The sequence below is a fragment of the Oceanimonas sp. AH20CE76 genome (assembly GCF_039654065.1).
Lineage (GTDB): Bacteria > Pseudomonadota > Gammaproteobacteria > Enterobacterales > Aeromonadaceae > Oceanimonas > Oceanimonas smirnovii.
Window position 1 is genome coordinate 1460294 of record NZ_CP155481.1, and the last position, 16785, is coordinate 1477078.

The 16785-nt window shown below is 55.6% G+C and carries 17 protein-coding genes; 12 read left to right on the forward strand and 5 right to left on the reverse strand.

Annotated elements, in window-relative coordinates:
* Positions 1-208: 208 nt before the first annotated feature.
* Complete coding sequence (locus N2M06_RS07125; RefSeq protein WP_346352041.1) at positions 209-3493, forward strand: EAL domain-containing protein; 3285 nt, start codon at positions 209-211, stop codon at positions 3491-3493.
* Between the two features lie 107 nt (positions 3494-3600).
* On the forward strand, positions 3601-5265 hold the full coding sequence (locus N2M06_RS07130; protein WP_346352042.1) for an AMP-binding protein: 1665 nt from the start codon (positions 3601-3603) through the stop codon (positions 5263-5265).
* Between the two features lie 147 nt (positions 5266-5412).
* On the opposite strand, the gene N2M06_RS07135 is transcribed toward N2M06_RS07130, so the two are convergent.
* Both N2M06_RS07135 and N2M06_RS07140 read right to left on the reverse strand, forming a co-directional pair.
* Positions 5413-6336, reverse strand: coding sequence for a LysR family transcriptional regulator (locus N2M06_RS07135; protein ID WP_346352043.1), 924 nt, complete (start codon positions 6334-6336; stop codon positions 5413-5415).
* A gap of 50 nt (positions 6337-6386) precedes the next feature.
* The gene (locus tag N2M06_RS07140) at positions 6387-7064 is read right to left on the reverse strand and encodes a DUF2982 domain-containing protein (RefSeq protein WP_346352044.1); all 678 of its coding nucleotides are present in this window, start codon (positions 7062-7064) and stop codon (positions 6387-6389) included.
* Positions 7065-7129: 65 nt separating this feature from the next.
* Between N2M06_RS07140 and nfsA the strand changes: the two genes are divergently transcribed.
* On the forward strand, positions 7130-7855 hold the full coding sequence (nfsA, locus tag N2M06_RS07145; RefSeq protein ID WP_346352045.1) for an oxygen-insensitive NADPH nitroreductase: 726 nt from the start codon (positions 7130-7132) through the stop codon (positions 7853-7855).
* On the opposite strand, the gene N2M06_RS07150 is transcribed toward nfsA, so the two are convergent.
* Positions 7812-8285: a universal stress protein gene (locus N2M06_RS07150; RefSeq protein WP_346352046.1), complete on the reverse strand. Its 474-nt coding sequence runs from the start codon at positions 8283-8285 to the stop codon at positions 7812-7814. The genes nfsA and N2M06_RS07150 overlap by 44 nt on opposite strands.
* Before the next feature lie 109 nt (positions 8286-8394).
* Here N2M06_RS07150 and N2M06_RS07155 point away from each other — a divergent pair, with 109 nt between their 5' ends.
* The 4 genes from N2M06_RS07155 to N2M06_RS07170 all read left to right on the forward strand — a co-directional run bounded on the left by N2M06_RS07155 (position 8395) and on the right by N2M06_RS07170 (position 9951).
* The gene (locus N2M06_RS07155) at positions 8395-8595 is read left to right on the forward strand and encodes a hypothetical protein (RefSeq protein WP_019935783.1); all 201 of its coding nucleotides are present in this window, start codon (positions 8395-8397) and stop codon (positions 8593-8595) included.
* 41 nt (positions 8596-8636) lie between these two features.
* Complete coding sequence (locus N2M06_RS07160) at positions 8637-8771, forward strand: TIGR02808 family protein (protein WP_019935784.1); 135 nt, start codon at positions 8637-8639, stop codon at positions 8769-8771.
* A 408-nt stretch (positions 8772-9179) separates the two neighbouring features.
* The gene (sixA, locus tag N2M06_RS07165) at positions 9180-9692 is read left to right on the forward strand and encodes a phosphohistidine phosphatase SixA (RefSeq protein WP_346352047.1); all 513 of its coding nucleotides are present in this window, start codon (positions 9180-9182) and stop codon (positions 9690-9692) included.
* Positions 9693-9738: 46 nt separating this feature from the next.
* On the forward strand, positions 9739-9951 hold the full coding sequence (locus N2M06_RS07170; protein ID WP_019935786.1) for a DUF1107 domain-containing protein: 213 nt from the start codon (positions 9739-9741) through the stop codon (positions 9949-9951).
* A gap of 48 nt (positions 9952-9999) precedes the next feature.
* Here N2M06_RS07170 and smrB read toward each other — a convergent pair whose 3' ends face one another.
* Positions 10000-10524 carry an endonuclease SmrB gene (smrB, locus tag N2M06_RS07175; protein WP_346352048.1) on the reverse strand — a complete coding sequence of 175 codons (525 nt, stop codon included), beginning with the start codon at positions 10522-10524 and terminating at the stop codon, positions 10000-10002.
* A gap of 50 nt (positions 10525-10574) precedes the next feature.
* Between smrB and prmB the strand changes: the two genes are divergently transcribed.
* From prmB to N2M06_RS07200, 5 genes are all read left to right on the forward strand, one after another.
* Entirely contained in the window at positions 10575-11495 is a 921-nt protein-coding gene (gene prmB, locus N2M06_RS07180; protein ID WP_346352049.1) for a 50S ribosomal protein L3 N(5)-glutamine methyltransferase, read from the forward strand.
* A 24-nt stretch (positions 11496-11519) separates the two neighbouring features.
* Positions 11520-12605: a chorismate synthase gene (gene aroC, locus N2M06_RS07185; protein ID WP_346352050.1), complete on the forward strand. Its 1086-nt coding sequence runs from the start codon at positions 11520-11522 to the stop codon at positions 12603-12605.
* 100 nt (positions 12606-12705) lie between these two features.
* Positions 12706-13230 (forward strand): elongation factor P hydroxylase, encoded by a 525-nt coding sequence (locus N2M06_RS07190; RefSeq protein WP_346352051.1) that lies wholly within the window; start codon positions 12706-12708, stop codon positions 13228-13230.
* A 9-nt stretch (positions 13231-13239) separates the two neighbouring features.
* Positions 13240-14373 carry an ATP-NAD kinase family protein gene (locus N2M06_RS07195; RefSeq protein WP_346352159.1) on the forward strand — a complete coding sequence of 378 codons (1134 nt, stop codon included), beginning with the start codon at positions 13240-13242 and terminating at the stop codon, positions 14371-14373.
* A complete protein-coding gene (locus N2M06_RS07200; RefSeq protein WP_346352052.1) occupies positions 14370-14651 on the forward strand; it encodes a YfcL family protein in 282 nt (93 codons plus the stop codon). Before N2M06_RS07195 ends, N2M06_RS07200 begins: the two co-directional genes overlap by 4 nt.
* A gap of 168 nt (positions 14652-14819) precedes the next feature.
* On the opposite strand, the gene cysN is transcribed toward N2M06_RS07200, so the two are convergent.
* Positions 14820-16742 (reverse strand): sulfate adenylyltransferase subunit CysN, encoded by a 1923-nt coding sequence (gene cysN, locus N2M06_RS07205; RefSeq protein WP_346352053.1) that lies wholly within the window; start codon positions 16740-16742, stop codon positions 14820-14822.
* Positions 16743-16785 lie beyond the last annotated feature (43 nt).

Consider the following 16785-nt stretch of genomic DNA (forward strand, 5'->3'; position numbering starts at 1 on the left):
GTTTGTGGGTGTTGCTGGCGGTCAGTGTATTGCTGATCCTGTTTGCAGAGAGTCTGTAAGCGAATGTGTCAAAAAAATGGCGACGCGGGAGTGATGTTAACCGCTTGATTCACCGGCAGAACTGATACAGACTTTGCCGCTATGTGCCGGTGTCATACCGGTAATAAGCAGCAAGTATCAGGGGTGGATATTGAGTAAGGCATGGTTAATGCCAGCCGGCATGTGGCACAACAGGGAAGTGGTTCAGGGTTGTGTCTGGGTGAGTGTGCTGGCGCTGTTGATGATGGTGGCTCAGGTGCCGCCTGTGGTGCAGCAGCTTGAGTCGTTAATTCATTATGTGCCGCTGAATATTATCTTTGAGATGTTTGCCTTTGCTGTTGCCATGATGATCTTTGGCATGGCATGGGTAACCCAGCGATACCGGCCTTCCTTGCAGGCGCTGGTGATTGGCGCGGGCTTTTTGGGTGTTGCGCTGCTCGACTTGTCCCATCTGCTGTCTTACCGGGTTATGCCTGCCTTTATTACCGACAATACTCCGGAAAAAGCCATTAATTTCTGGCTGGCAGCCCGCGCGCTTACCGCCATCACCTTGCTGTTGATGGCATTTGTACCTTCCCTTTCCAGTCGCACCACCACAAGGTGGCAGCGCCGCTGTGGCTTGATGTTTGTGTTAACCGTGGTAGCGCTGTGTCAGGTTTGGTTTATTGGCTTTCCCGACAGTGTGCCCGATACCTTTGTGGTGGGAGAGGGGTTAACGCCTTTCAAGATACAGCTTGAATACGGCATGATTGCCGCCTGTCTGCTGGCGGCACTGGGGTTGATGCAAGGTTACCGGCGCAGCGGCCAGCTCGGCTATCTCTATTTAACCGTCTCAGCCATTATTATGGCCATGGCGGAGTACTTTCTTACCCGCTATGTCGAATTTACTGATGCCTTTAATATTCTTGGGCACGGTTACAAAATTATCAGCTACGGTTTTCTCTATCGTGCGCTGTTCCGTGAAACTGTCTATGAGCCCTATCAGTCATTAAGTGATGCCCGTTCCCGGCTGCAGGCCACGTTGAATGCGCTGCCCGATGCGCTGCTGGAGGTAGACAGCCACGGCCGGGTGCTGTCTGTGTATGCTACCGGAGACGTTGGTGATCTGCCCGCTGGCAGTGAGCAGCAAAACTGGTTGCCGGCACAGGCGGGCAATGCTTTTTTTCATGCACTGCAAGAGGCGGATAAACACGGTATTGCCCATCACACCAGAATAGCCCTGAGCTCGGGAGAGCATCTGGAGCTGTCGGTATCGCGCAAGCACAATCAGCACCAACGCAGTTTTTTGGTGATGTCGCGGAATGTGACCCGCCAGGTGGCCAATGAACAGCGTATTCAGCATGAAACCCGGCTGAATAATGCCCTTTCACTGGTGAATCATCTGGATCATAAAGCGAGCGTGGCCGAGCTGTTATTTACCTGTGCTAAAGAGGCAGCGGAGCTCAGTGTCAGCACTGCGGCGGTTATTCATGTCTGCCGTGAGCATGATGCCGAATATTTGCCGGTAGATGCCGTACCTTTTGGGATCAGCCCGGCAGATCTGGAACAAGACAGCTCGCCCTGGCAGACCGCGGCAGCCCGTCATAATACGGTGCAGTGGTATGATGCAGAAGACACTCCCTATTCGTCACTGGCTGCCACCGGCATGAGTGTGCCCGTTATTGATAAAGGACATGTGCCACTGGTGCTGACGGTGCTGGGCAAACGGCGTTATCACCGGCAGGATGCCGACAGCCTGCAGATCCTCGCGGGCGGCATCTGGAGCCGGGTGCGTCAGCGCCGGCAAGACAGTGCCATTCATTTATTGTCCAAGGCGCTGGAGCAAAGTCCTTATCCGGTCATTATTACCGACGCCGATGTCAGGCTGCAGTATGTGAATCCGGCTTTTATGGCCGTGAGCGGGTTCAGTGCGGCGGAAGTGATAGGGCGAAATCCCAAAATGTTCAAGTCGGGTAAAACGGCTCACAGTGTCTATCAGGATATGTGGAGCACGCTGGGGCGTGGCCACACCTGGAAAGGAGAGCTGATTAACCGGCGCAGGCAGGGTGATGAATACACGGAAAGTACCACCATCTATCCGGTTACCGATGAGCTGGGCCGGGTTATTCATTACGTGGCTCACAAGGAAGACATTACCGAGCAAAAACACAATGCTGAGCGGTTGCGTGAGCTGTCTCGTTTTGATCAGCTGACCGGCCTACTGAATAAACAGGCCTTTGAGCAGCAACTGGCCCTGCAAATGAAAGCGGCCGCTTCCATGGGGCAGGGGCTGGCGCTGATGTGGCTGGACATTGATAACTTCAAGGCGGTGAACGATACCCTGGGGCATGCCACCGGTGATGAAATATTGGTGGAAATGGCCAACCGCCTGCAAGAAGAGCTGGCACCAGGCAGCCTGGTTGGCCGGCCTGAAGGAGACAGTGTTGTGCTCACGGTAAAAAACAGTGAACACAAATCATTGGCACTGCTGGCAGAACGCTTGCTGGCGCGCATTGAGCAGCCTGTGCCCACGGCGGGCACGTCTCTGTCGCTGAGTGCATCTCTGGGCATTGCCACTTTTCCGGAAGACGGTAACAGCGCTCAGCATCTGTTTCAGGCGGCTGAGCTTGCCATGTATCGGGTTAAGCAGGACGGCCGCAACGGGCTGCGCTTTTATGCGCCCGACATGCAGAAAAACAGTGAACGGGCGCTGTCATTAGCAACCGCCCTGAAAAATGCCATGGTTAATGGCGAGCTGGCGCTGGCATTTCAGCCCCAGCTAGATTTACAGCAGGGTAGTGTCACCGGTGCCGAAGCGCTGCTGCGCTGGCAACATCCTGAGTGGGGCTTTGTGTCACCGGGTGAGTTTATTCCGCTGGCCGAGCAGAACGGCCTGATTGTGAACATTGGCTGGTGGATAGTGGATCGGGTGCTGGAGCAACTGAACCGGCTGCAGCAGTCAGGTTTTGAGAATATCGTGATTGCCATTAATGTCTCTGCAGTACAGCTGGCGCAGCCCGATTTTGTGGCCCGGCTGCAACAGCGGGTGGCCGCCAGCGGTGTGCCCGCCAGCCGGCTCGAACTGGAGTTGACCGAAACCGTGGCCATGCTGAATCCGGAGCACACCGGTGAGCAGCTTGCCACTCTGAGTGCCGCCGGCTTTCGCATTTCCATTGATGATTTCGGTACCGGTTACTCTTCCATGAGTTATCTGAAACGCTTCTCGGTGAATAAGCTGAAAATCGATAAGTCCTTTATCGACGATATTACCGACAACCATGAAGACAAGGCCATTGTGAATGCCATTATTCAAATGGCAAAGAGCCTGGGCATGAGCACCATTGCCGAGGGCGTGGAAACCGAAGCGCAGCTGGAGCGTTTGCGCGCCAAGGGGTGTGATGCCATTCAGGGCTACTGGTACAGCCGGCCGCTGTTTGAGACAGACTTTCATGCATTTATAAAAAGTCAGCACTGATCAACTTTTCTCAAGCCAATCAGTAACCTGACTCATATAAAAGCTGCCGCTCTGTAAAATGTTTGCAATACTTGTGTCAGTGGCTCTCATCAGCAATAAGGAACCTCATGACTGCTTCCGATCGCACATTGCCATTGCAAATGTTGTATCACTGGGCCGAGCAGCGGCCCGAGGCAATTTATCTGCGCCAGCCCAGGGCCGACGGCTGGCATGAGCACAGCTGGGGCTCGGTGCTGGAAATGGCCGGCCGGCTGGTATCCGGCCTGAAAAAGCTTGGCTTTGAGCCCGGTGATAAAATAGCGCTGTTGTCCAAAAACTGTGCCGAATGGTTTATCTGTGATTTTGCCCTGCAAATGGGCGGCTACATCAGTGTGCCCATTTATCCTACTGCCGGTGCCGAGACCGTTCGCTATGTGCTGGAGCACAGTGAAAGCAAGGCAGTATTTATTGGCAAGCTCGACAACCCCGATACTCAGGAGCCGGGCATTCCCGAGGGAGTGATGCGCCTTGCCATGCCCTACGACACCAGCATGGAGACCCATCATCACTGGAGCAGCCTGCTGGTGCAGGATCCCATCGCAGAGAAACCCGTGCCTGAGGCCGGTGCCCTGATGAGCCTGGTGTACACCTCCGGCAGTACCGGCAAGCCCAAGGGCGTGATGATAACCCATGGTGCCTATGCCGCAGCCTGCCGGGGCATTCTGGAAAGCACGGGGCTTAACAAAGACGACAGGGCCTTTTCCTATCTGCCCCTGGCGCATATTACCGAGCGGGTTTATATCCTGGGCTCCAGCCTCTATGCCGGTGCGCAGGTAGGCTTTGCACACAGCCTGCCCACTTTTGTGGATAACGTAAAAACCATTTCACCCACAGTGTTTATTTCTGTGCCCCGGCTCTGGACCAACTTTCGCAGCGGCATTCTGGAAAAGCTGCCAGAAGCCAAACTGAAATTGCTGCTGCGCATTCCGCTGTTGTCGGGTCTGGTGAAAAAGAAAATTCAGGCCGGCCTCGGGCTCGACAAGGCCCGTATTCTGGGTTGCGGCTCGGCTCCCATTTCACCCTGGTTGTTGCGCTGGTATGAAAAGCTGGACATGCCCATCACCGAAGCCTGGGGCATGACCGAGAACCTGGCCTATTCCACCCTTAACTATCCGTTTCGTTCCGACAAAGTCGGTACCGTCGGCAAGGCCGGCGTGGGCGTGGAGATCCGCATTTCCGATGAAGGGGAAATTCTGTGCCGCTGTGAAGGCATGATGAGCGGTTACTATAAAGATGAAGAAGCAACCCAGGCAACATTGCGCGATGGCTGGCTGCACACGGGCGACCGGGGCAAGCTGGACGATGAAGGTTTTCTTACCATAACCGGCCGGCTGAAAGATGCCTTTAAAACCGCCAAGGGCAAATATGTGCTGCCGGTGCCCATAGAGGCCATGCTGATTGAAAGCAGCCTGGTGGAACAGGTGTGTGTGGTGGGCAGTGGTCAGGCGCAGCCCATGGCGCTGGTGCAGTTGTCGGAGCATGCGGCCACTCAGAGTAAAGAGCAGCTGGCCAGTGAGCTGTCGGCGTGCCTGGGGCGGATTAACGGCCAGCTTGAAAGCCATCAGCGGCTGGGGGGCATGTTATTGATCGATGAGCCCTGGACCGTAGAAAACGATATCTTAACGCCCACCCTCAAGATCAAGCGGCATTTGCTGGAGAAAGCCTATGCTGATCTCGATGAACGCTGGCCCAAAGGGCAGGCAGTGGTATGGGAAACAGAGCTGGCAAAATGATTATTCCAAAAATGGAATAATCACATAATTCGTTTTGCAAAATAACAGCTAATTAACCTTACAGGCCTGTGATACCGTGTGTTCATAGCTTACAGAGATCTTTTGTTAGTGGAGTCGGGCAGATTGTTCTGCCCATTTTTTTGTCTGCTATTCCTGCTTTGTTTCCCCCATGGTTACCCAGGTTGATGCCAGCCGGTATCGCATATGTTGATCAATAAACTCAATAAACGCATTCAGCCGCACCGGTGCCAGCTCCCGGTTGTGATACACCATATGAAATGGTCGTTTACCGCCCAGCCAGTCCGGTAACACCGGTTGTAACAAGCCTGCTTCTGTATAGTGAGCCACGTAATGACGGGGCACATTCACAATACCCAGCCCCTTGATGGCAGCCTTCACCGCTGACTGCATCTGATTAACCGATAGCCGGGCCACAGGTTTTAGGTGAAAGCGCCGGCCCCGGCTGTCGGTAAGCTGCCAGTTGCGATGAGGCCAGCACTGAATAATATGATGCTGATCCAGCTCTTCCGGATGGTTAAGCTCGCCCTTTTCGGCCAGATAACGGGGGGCAGCAAACAGGCCATATTGCACCTCGCCCAGCTGGCGTGAGCGCAGGGTGGAGTCGGGCAGCTCGCCGCTGAAAAACACCACATCCAGATCCGTATCCAGCAGGCTGGTGTAATCGTTACTTTGCAGCAGATCGATGCGTATTTGCGGATATTGCAGGCAAAATTCGGTAATGCCATCTATCAGAAAGGTATTGGAAATGGCGATGGGGGCGGCCACTTTAATCAGGCCGCTCATGGTTTGGGTTTGCCCCTGAATATCTCCGGTGACCTGTTCCATCTCGCTTAACAGCGGATTCAGCCGCTCATAGTAGCGCCGGCCTTCTTCTGTCAGCTGTAGCTTGCGCGTGGTGCGGCTGAGCAGTTTGCAGCCCAGTGCCTGCTCCAGGTTGGAAATGCGCCGGCTGAGTGTGGCAGTCGGCATGGCCAGCTGGGCGGCAGCATGGGAAAAACCGCCCTGTTGCACCACCTTTACAAACAGATACAGGGCATCAAGATGTTTCATGGGCACGCCTTAAGGAGAAAAGCGTTATTGTGCCTGCCGGCACGCCGCGATTAAAGCGCCACCGGCCCGGTGCCATGATAACGGCGCAGCAGCTGTACAAAATCGGCGGTGTCTCGGTCCAGACATGATTCATGCACCATTAAATCGTAGCCGTACAGTTCACGTAAATGACTCATACGGTGCCCCAGCATGGCAGCAAGGCCCTGATAATGACGGCCCGCTGCCGAACGGTAATGGGTGTCTTCAATCAGCCAGTCGTGCAGTTTGGCTCTGTCTATGGTGCCAAAGCGCACGCCCATGGCCAGCAAAGGGCGCTGATCTGTGAGCAGGTGCACAATCAGCCTTGGTGTCATCAGTGGTAAAAACTCATCATAATCGCGTATTTTAATGCCCACATAAGGCAGTGCGACCAAATCCAGGCCGCTGTTTACTCTGGGCTGATCCACCCGCACAATATTGCTCCAGTGCAGGCTCCAGCCGCCAATGCGATGATGAAAGTGTAAATTGTCTTCGCTGAGGGAAAAGCTGTATACCGGCTCGCGCAGCTTCAGCAGGCCCAGTACCAGACATACCAGACAAGCCAGCATTAAAAATATCAGCACCAGCTGAGCGCTGTGATTAAACCAGTAGAGCAGGGGAAGTAACAAAATGATGCCGGCAAGGCCAGCAGCAGCCAGGGCAGGACCATGGCGGCGGGACATGGGTTCAATATGCTGGGTTTGCTTCACGGTTGCTTCCATTCAGACGGCCTCAATAAGCATGATGATACACAGACCGAAAATGAAAGGTGAATATGACAACCACGATTGAATTGATGCGGGCACACAGATCCACTCGGAAATTTACTCAGGAAGCCATTACGCCTGAACAACTGAGTGCCATTATGGCCGCTGCCCAGTCGGCGTCCAGCTCCAGCTTTTTGCAGGCCTCCAGTGTGATTCGCATTACCGACACCGCCCTTCGTCAGCAAGTCATGGCACTGTGCGGCAATCAGGACTATGTGGGCAGCGCGGCTGAATTCTGGGTGTTTTGTGCCGATTTTCACCGGCATTTACACTGGGTGCCCAATGCCCGGACCGGCTTTGCCGAGCAGTTGCTGATTGGCGCTATTGATACCGCGTTAATGGGGCAAAATGCCCTGACAGCGGCCGAGTCGCTGGGATTGGGGGGTGTTTTTATTGGCGCAGTGCGCAATGAGCCGGTGGCACTGAGTGAGCTTTTGGGGCTGCCCAAAGGGGTTATTCCATTATTCGGGTTATGCCTGGGGCATCCTGATCAGGATCCTGAGCCAAAGCCGCGATTGCCGGCCAGCATGATGTTTATGGAAAATGGCTATCAGCCGGAGCACAGTGATGCTGTGATGGCCGATTATGACGCACAGGTGCGTCACTATTATCAGACCCGCACCGGTGGCAAGAAAGACACCAGCTGGACCGGGCAGATTGGGGAAACCCTGGCCAGAGAGGCACGGCCGTTTATGTTCGAGTTTCTTCAGCGCCAGGGGGTTTGTCTGAAGTAGGTGCGGCCAGTTTCACCACCAGCAGATCACAGTTGCTGATATCCATAAAGCCCACGCTGTTGGAAAACAGATGACCCCAAAAGCGGTGGTGGGGGCGATGACCGCAAATCAGCAAGCCGGCTTTGGTTTCCTTTACTGCCATGCGCACTGCCTGATGCAAATCGCCGGTAGGCAATGACACACTGGTTACCTGGTTTTGTGCCTCTTGCAGCAGCCGCATCAGTTCATGGCCGCTTTCCAGCCTCAGCTTCATTTTAAGCTGGGGCAGGCTCATGTTCAGCCCGCCCACATACACTCCGCTCAAATCCGGCTGAACGTGCACCAGGTGCAGGTCGGCACCATAATATTCCGCCAGCTCCGTGGCTCGTTGCAGCAAGGGGGTCTCTCTGGGATGCAGTTCCAGTGCAACCAAAATATGGCGGTAGGACATAATGATTTCTCTGTTCAGATTGGCTAAAGCATAGAAGATAGAGGATATTTCATATCCTGACAGCAGGTAAGGGCATGTGGTAATATTTTAGCCAGTCAGGAGGTTTTTTATGATGTTAGCCGTTTTCTTGCTGGCCCCTCTGAGCGGGCTGCTGTTTTATATTGCCGCACTGCAGAGTGCATTACCGCCGCGCCGCTGGGCCATGCTGGGGTGTTTGCTCGGGCCTGCCGTGCTGCCCATGTTTATGGCGCGCCGGCGCTGGTCTCTGGTGAGTGCACGCGGCTCGCGCTATGCCCTGATCAGGGCCTGATCTGCTACACTGTTGGCAAATTCGTTATCCGGAGCAAGCCTATGAGCGCAATGGAACAACTCATCTGGAACGTACTTGGCTATACCGCCATGCCCCTTATCTTTCTGTTTGGCTTTATTGCCGTGTCGGTGGTGGCCTGTGTGATCCTGATGTGGCTAGACAAGCGTAAGGGTTAACGTTTTGTTGACCAGGATCAACATCCTCAAATGATGGTGCAGTAACCTTGCCTTTGTTGGCGCCACGTCAACACGCTGAGTATCACCGGGGTGATCTCAGATTCTGGTTTCTGTTCACTCGTAATAATGAGAACTCGTTTAACTGGCCCTGACCGGCCAGTTTTTTTTGGCGTCATCAAAGTGTCATTGATCTGCTGCAATCTGTTTGCCGGCTGACTTTTAACCAAGCAGCACTTTAAATGCATGAATCTTGTCACCAGATTGTTCTATATATGTTATAAGGGTGCTAATCGGGGTGGCGAGATATGGCATGCGCAAAAAGTGAGCCGGATCCTTGAGCAACCAGATTTGCAGGGGTATGATGCCCGCCCTTTTCACGAGGCGGGTTCGCCTGAAGGTGAGGTGAAGATGAATATCTTTGTCATGCGTCATGGCCAGGCAGTGTCCCAGGCATCCACCGATGCCCTGAGACCGCTGACAGAGCATGGAGAAGAAGAAGTTTGTCATATGGCACAGTGGCTTGCGCAGCAGGTATCATCCTTTGATCGCGTGCTGGTCAGCCCTTATGTGCGCAGCCGGCAAACCTGGCAGCAGGTGTCACGGTTTATTCCGGGAACCCGGATAGACTTTTGCGACGAGCTGATACCCAATGCTGATGCCGACATCACCGCCAGCCTTGTTCTGGCTTATGCCGACGTTGAACAAAGCCAGAATCTGCTGGTCATAAGCCACATGCCCCTGGTTGGATTTCTTGTCGAAAGTTTGTGCCCGGCAACCATGGCACCAATTTTCGTCACTTCCGGTGTAGCCAAAATTACGCTGGAAAAAGGACACGGCGGCTTATTTAACTGGTTGGAAGGACCCCACAGTATTCGCCCCCATCGTCCACGGCCATGGCCGCTTTGCGGCTCCATGGGTTAATTAAACACCAATAATTGAGCACGAATAAGTAAGGCAGAGGTGGAAAATGCGAATCTTTAATAACTATCAGCCTTTGTTGATCGCAAAACATGTAAAAACCTTTTTCAAAGGAAGGCTCTACATTCATGGCCGTGGTGCCTATCACTACGCCAAAGGCCTGCTGATTATGCCCGAGCAGGCCGACGTTCAACATCGTAAAACGGTCAGTGAAATCAACCGTCTGATCAATCAGCTGAACTCATCGCAAGCCACCGCCTGATACAGGCACGGGACTCAAAGGCCGGGCACCTGCCCGGCCTTTTTGCGTTTAACGTTCGGTCTGCAATAACACCAGCAAGGCCGCATCACCGCCCCATTCCTTGGTGGCCTGATGAAACGCCAGCACCTGAGGGTGCTGGGCCAGCCACATGGGCAGGCGCTGCTTTAATATGTGTTTGCCATGGCCGTGCATCACCGACACACAATTCACGTTTTGCCGGCGGGCGGCCAGCAGCAGGGCAGAGAGCTCCTGCTTGGCTTCTTCCTGAGTCAGGCCGTGCAGGTCGAGAAACAGCTCGGGCACATAATCGCCCCGGCGCAGCCGTTTCAGTTCAAAGGCCGAGGTGTCGTCGGCACGAAAGCGAGTGGGGCCGTCCTGATCCAGCCAGGGTTCGTACAAGTCGGAAAACGGATGGGCTTCGGCTCTGTCCTTGCGCTCTGCTGTCCGCATGGCTTTCACCTTGACCGGCGACCGGTGCGGACTTATGGTATCCTGCTTCAATTTACGGACACCGCGCACCGCTTCCATGAACAGCGTTTTATCGTCGTTTTGGGGAGGGGATGAGGCGGTCATGTTCGCTTTTGTCACTCAAAAAACAGCCATTTTAGCGAGGCGGAGGGGTTTTGGACACGCTTTTTAATGACGAGGCGCTCAACGAGCTGCACACCACAGGTGACTGGCTGCGATTTGCCGCCAGCCGCTTTCAACAGGCCGGACTGTTTTACGGCCACGGCACCGACAACGCCTGGGACGATGCGGTGCAACTGGTGTTGCCGCTGCTGCACTTGCCCCTCGACTGTCCGCCTCAGGTGCGCGATGCCCGCCTGGTGCCCGCCGAGCGCCGAATTTTGCTGGAGGCCATTCGCACTCGTGTAGAGCAGCGTCTGCCCACGCCTTATATCACCAATACCGCCTGGTTTGCCGGCTATGAGTTTTATGTGGACGAGCGGGTATTGATTCCGCGCTCACCCATTGCCGAGCTGATAGACACGCGCTTTGCGCCCTGGCTGGCCCATGAGCCTGCCCGTATCATGGACATGTGCACCGGCTCCGGCTGCATTGCCATTGCCCTGGCCCATGCCTTTCCCGAGGCAGAAGTGGATGCGCTGGATATTTGCCGGGATGCGCTGGATGTGGCAGAAATCAATATTCATAACCACGGTCTTGAGCAGCAGGTCATTCCTATTGAGTCGGACTTGTTCAGCGCGTTGCCCGCCGGTGATCAATACGATCTGATTGTGGCCAATCCGCCTTATGTGGATGAAGAGGACATGAGCGATTTGCCCGAGGAGTTTCAGCACGAGCCTGAGCTGGCGCTGGCATCGGGCTTTGACGGCCTCGACTTTACCCGTCGCCTGCTGGCTCAGGCCTGCGACTTTCTTACCGAAGACGGCGTGCTGGTGGTGGAAGTGGGTAACAGCCAGGTGCACATGGATATGGCGTTTCCCGAATTGCCTCTATCCTGGGTGGAGTTTGAGCATGGCGGCCATGGCGTATTTGTGATCAGCCGGCGGGATCTGCTGGCACACCGGGATCAGTTTTAATCATCAAGTTGTAAGGAAAAATTCATGGCAGGGAACAGTATAGGAACCCTCTTTCGCGTCTCCACCTTTGGCGAAAGCCACGGTCTGGCACTGGGTGCCGTGGTGGACGGTGTGCCCCCGGGCGTTGAAATAAGCGAAGCCGATCTGCAGCAGGATCTGGACCGGCGCAAGCCCGGCACCTCGCGCTTTACCACCCAGCGGCGGGAAGCAGACGAAGTGAAAATTCTGAGCGGTGTATTTGAAGGCAAAACCACCGGCACTTCCATTGGCCTGCTGATTGAAAACACCGATCAGCGCTCCAAAGACTACTCCGCCATTAAAGACCTGTTCCGCCCGGGTCATGCCGATTACACCTACCACCAGAAATACGGCATTCGTGACTATCGGGGCGGTGGCCGCTCTTCCGCCCGGGAAACCGCCATGCGGGTGGCCGCCGGTGCCATTGCCAAAAAGGTGCTGGCTCAGTTCGGCGTGTCCATTTATGCCCATCTTACCCAGCTTGGCCCGATCAAGGCCGAGGCCTTTGATCGCAGCATGATTGAAACCAACCCTTTCTTTTTTGCCGATGCCGGCAAGCTGGACGCGCTGGATGAATACATGCGCGACCTGAAAAAAGAGGGCAACTCCATCGGTGCCAAGATTCAGGTAGTGGCCACCGGTGTGCCCGTGGGCCTGGGCGAGCCGGTGTTTGACCGCCTCGACGCCGATCTGGCCCATGCGTTAATGGGCATTAACGCGGTAAAAGGCGTGGAAATTGGTGATGGCTTTGAGGTAGTGGAGCAAAAAGGCTCCGAGCACCGCGATGAGCTGACCCCGGAAGGCTTTGCCAGCAACCATGCCGGCGGCATTTTGGGTGGCATTTCCAGCGGCCAGGACATTATCGCCAGCATTGCGCTCAAGCCCACCTCCAGCATTATGGTGCCGGGCAATACCATTGATAAAGACGGCAACGCCACCGAGATGGTTACCCGCGGCCGCCACGACCCCTGTGTGGGCATTCGTGCCGTGCCCATTGCCGAGGCCATGATGGCCATGGTGCTGCTGGATCATCTGTTGCTGAACCGGGCGCAGAATGCCGGTGTGCATACCGGCACGCCCCAGCTGCGCTGAGCCACACCCATTTTGGGTTGAAGCGTGACGCCTCCCTCTTGTTTGCCTGCAGTCAGCGGGTAGAATAGCGGCCCTGTGAAGGGCCGTTTTTTATCTGTTTATGTCGTTTTGTTACCGGGATCTGATCTCCCTGTTTGATCAGACTTTTTACGCTTCCCATAACACGCGTCTGGAGCGGGGCCACGACGAGCCCATTTATCTGCCGGCGGATGAGCACAGCGAGCACCACCGCATTGTGTTTGCGCACGGCTTTTTTGCCAGTGCCCTGCATGAAGTGGCGCACTGGCTGCTGGCAGGTGAAGCGCGCCGGCAGCAGCCGGATTATGGCTACTGGTATTATGCCGATGGCCGTGACGCCGAGGCGCAGGCGGCCTTTGAGCAGGTGGAAGTAAAACCCCAGGCCATTGAGTGGGCGCTGTCATTAAGCTGCGGCTTTCCCTTTAATGTCAGCTGCGACAACCTGGACGGCACGGTAGAGCCGGATCGGCATGCCTTTCGTGACAAGGTGCGTGCCCAGGCGCTGGTTTATCTCGAGCGCGGTTTTCCCGCCCGGGCGCAGCAGTTTATGGCGGTGTTGCAGTCGCATTATCAGCGTTCTCCCCTTGCCGCCGCCGATTTTGTTTAAGGAGCCATGATGTTCAGAATTGGTCTTATCATCAATCCGCTGGCCGGTCTGGGAGGCAGTGTGGGCCTCAAGGGCAGTGACGGCCTGGCCGCCGAGGCGCTGGCCAGAGGAGCCGAGCCCAGAGCCCTGCAGCGCAGTGGCCTGGCGCTGGCTGAGCTGAGCGAGCTGAAAGACAGATTCTGTATTTACACCGTGGCCGGCGACATGGGCGAGAGTCTGTGCCGGGAGCTGGCGCTGCCCTTTGAGGTGTGCCATCAGCCGGGGGAACCGACCACTGCCGGCGATACTCAGGCCGCCGTGGCCAGCCTGGTGGAGCAAAACATCGATCTGCTGTTGTTTGCCGGCGGCGATGGCACCGCCCGGGACATCTGTGCCGTGGCCCCGGAAAGCCTGTGCGTGCTGGGCATTCCTGCCGGGGTAAAAATTCATTCCGGCGTTTATGGCGTCACTCCCGCGGGCACCGGCCGGCTGCTGGCCAAACTGGTGCGCGGCGAGCCGGTAAGCCTGGTGGAAGCCGATGTGATGGACATAGACGAAGCCGCGTTTCGGGAAGGCCGGGTGCGCGCCCGTCGCTATGGCGAAATGCTGATCCCCGGTGAACTCAGTTATGTGCAGGCGGTCAAAGTGGCCGGCAAAGAATCCGTTGAGCTGGTGCTGACCGACATTGCCGACGATGTGATAGAGCGCATGGAAGAAGAGGACAACTGCTACTTCATTATGGGCTCGGGCAGCACGGTGGCGGCAGTGATGGAGCGGCTCGGCCTTGAAAACACCCTGCTGGGGGTGGATCTGGTTTATCAAAAACAACTTGTTGCCTCGGATCTGGATGCCCAGGGCCTGTATGAACATATCAGGGACAAAAACTGCAAGCTGGTGATCACCCTGATAGGGGGCCAGGGCCATGTGTTTGGCCGCGGCAATCAGCAGCTTAGCCCGGCGGTCATTAACGCCGTGGGGCGTGACAATATCTGGCTGCTGGCAACCAAGTCCAAACTCAGTTCACTGAACGGACGCCCGCTGCGAGTCGATACCAATGATCCCGATCTGGACCGCGAACTGGGTGGCCTGATGCGGGTGATCACTGGCTACCATGATGAAGTGCTGGTACGGGTAGCAAACCCGGAATACGAGGCAAATGAATGAATATTTTTGAATTTGAACAGCGTCTGCTGCAGGAAATTGATGGCAAGGTAGCGGTCGCCACTGAAGATCAACTGTTTGCCGGCGGCTATTTGCGCGGGCACATTACTCTGGCCGTGGCCCAGAGTGAAATTGCCGGTCGCAACCATATTCGCGACGTAAAGGCGCGGGTAAAAACCAGTCTGAATCAGGCCATCCTCAGCGGTGAGCTGAACGACAATGATCAGAAGCTGGTGCTGAATTACTGGAACGAACTGCTGGAAAAAGCCGAGGCTGCTTAAGCCGCAGCTCGCGTAGGTTGGGATGAGCCACGCGAATCCCAACAATAACGATTCAAAATAAAAGGACTCCGGTGAAAGCCGGAGTCCTTTTTTAACTGGTAATCACAACCGCGGCTGGAGTGTTGGGACTCGTCCCAACCTACCAACTGATGGCTGACTGCTATTTTTTTAGATAGACCAGTCACCGCCGCCGATAATGCCTTTTTTCGTCAGCAGCTCAATCACTGCATCCGCCGCTTCATCGGCACTCATGGCCGTGGTGTCGAGGCGAATTTCCGGGTTCTCGGGCTGCTCGTAGGCCGAGTCGATGCCGGTGAAGTTCTTCAGCTCCCCGCGGCGGGCTTTTTTATACAGGCCCTTCACGTCACGCTCTTCCGCTACGTTCAGCGGGGTGTCCACGTGTACTTCAATGAATTCACCGTCTTCCAGCATTTCCCGGGCCAGGCGGCGCTCGGCGCGGAATGGCGAGATAAAGGCGGTGAGTACCAGCAGGCCGGCATCCACCATCAGTTTGGATACTTCCGCCACCCGGCGAATGTTCTCTACCCGATCGGCATCGGTAAAGCCAAGGTCTTTATTCAGGCCGTGGCGCACGTTGTCACCGTCCAGCAGATAGGTGTGGTTGCCCTGTGCGTGCAGCTTTTTCTCCACCAGGTTGGCAATGGTGGACTTGCCGGCACCGGACAGGCCGGTGAACCACAGCACCGCCGGCTTCTGGTTTTTGGCCAGAGCGCGGGCTTCCTTGTTCACATCCACGTGTTGCATATGAATGTTCTGGCTGCGGCGCAGGGAGAAGTTCAGCATGCCGGCGGCCACGGTATTGTTGCTCAGCCGGTCAATTAGAATAAAGCCGCCGGTGTCTTTGTTGCTCTGGTAGTCATCAAAGGCAATGGCCCGGTCCAGGCTGAGGTTGCACACCGCAATGCCGTTTAAATCCAGCTTCTTGGCGGCCACGTGCTCCAGGGTGTTCACGTTTACCTGATATTTAATATCGGTGATGGTGGCGGTGACCGTTTTGGTGCCAATTTTCAGCAGGTAGGGGCGGCCCGGCAGCATGGCATCGTCGTGCATCCACACCAGGGTGGTTTCAAACTGATCGGCGGTAGCAATGGGATCCTCGGTAGTGGAGATGACATCACCGCGGGAGATATCAATTTCATCCGCCAGGGTCAGGGTCACCGACTGGCCGGCCACGGCCTGTGGCAAATCGCCGCCGTGCACCACAATGCGCTCGACGGTGCTTTCCTTGCCGGACGGCAGCACGCGAATGCGGTCACCGGGCTGGATCACGCCGCTGGCAATGGTGCCGGAGAAGCCGCGAAAGTCCAGGTTGGGGCGGTTTACCCACTGTACCGGCAGGCGGAACGGCGCGCGCTGCATGCGGGTGTCGTCCACTTCCACGGTTTCCAGGTAGCCCATCAGGGTGGTGCCATGGTACCAGGGCATGTTGGCGCTGGGCTCAACAATGTTATCGCCCTTGAACGCCGACAGCGGAATATAGGTAATGCTCTCAAGGTTCAGTTGCTCGGCAAACTGAGCGTACTCTTCCTTGATGCGGTTAAAGGTCTCTTCCGCGTAGTTCACCAGATCCATCTTGTTGATGGCCACCACAATATGGCGAATGCCCAGCAGCGACATCAAAAAGCTGTGGCGGCGGGTCTGGGTGAGAATGCCTTTACGCGCATCCACCATCAGAATGGCGGCATCGGCAGTAGAAGCGCCGGTCACCATGTTACGGGTGTACTGCTCGTGCCCGGGGGTGTCGGCCACAATAAACTTGCGCTTGTCGGTAGAGAAAAAGCGATAGGCCACGTCAATGGTAATGCCTTGCTCGCGCTCGGCGGCGAGGCCATCCACCAGCAACGCAAAGTCGATGTCTTCCCCTTGAGTACCGTACTTTTTGGAGTCGGCCTCCATGGCGGCGAGCTGATCTTCAAACAGCATTTTGGACTCAAACAGCAAACGACCAATCAGGGTACTCTTGCCGTCGTCCACGCTGCCGCAGGTAATAAAGCGCAGCAGACTTTTGTTTTCGTGTTGTTGCAGATATTGCTCAATATCACTGGCGATAAGATCGGATTGATGCGCCATGATGAAATCCTCTTTGAAGCTATAAGCCGTAAGCTGTCAGCTG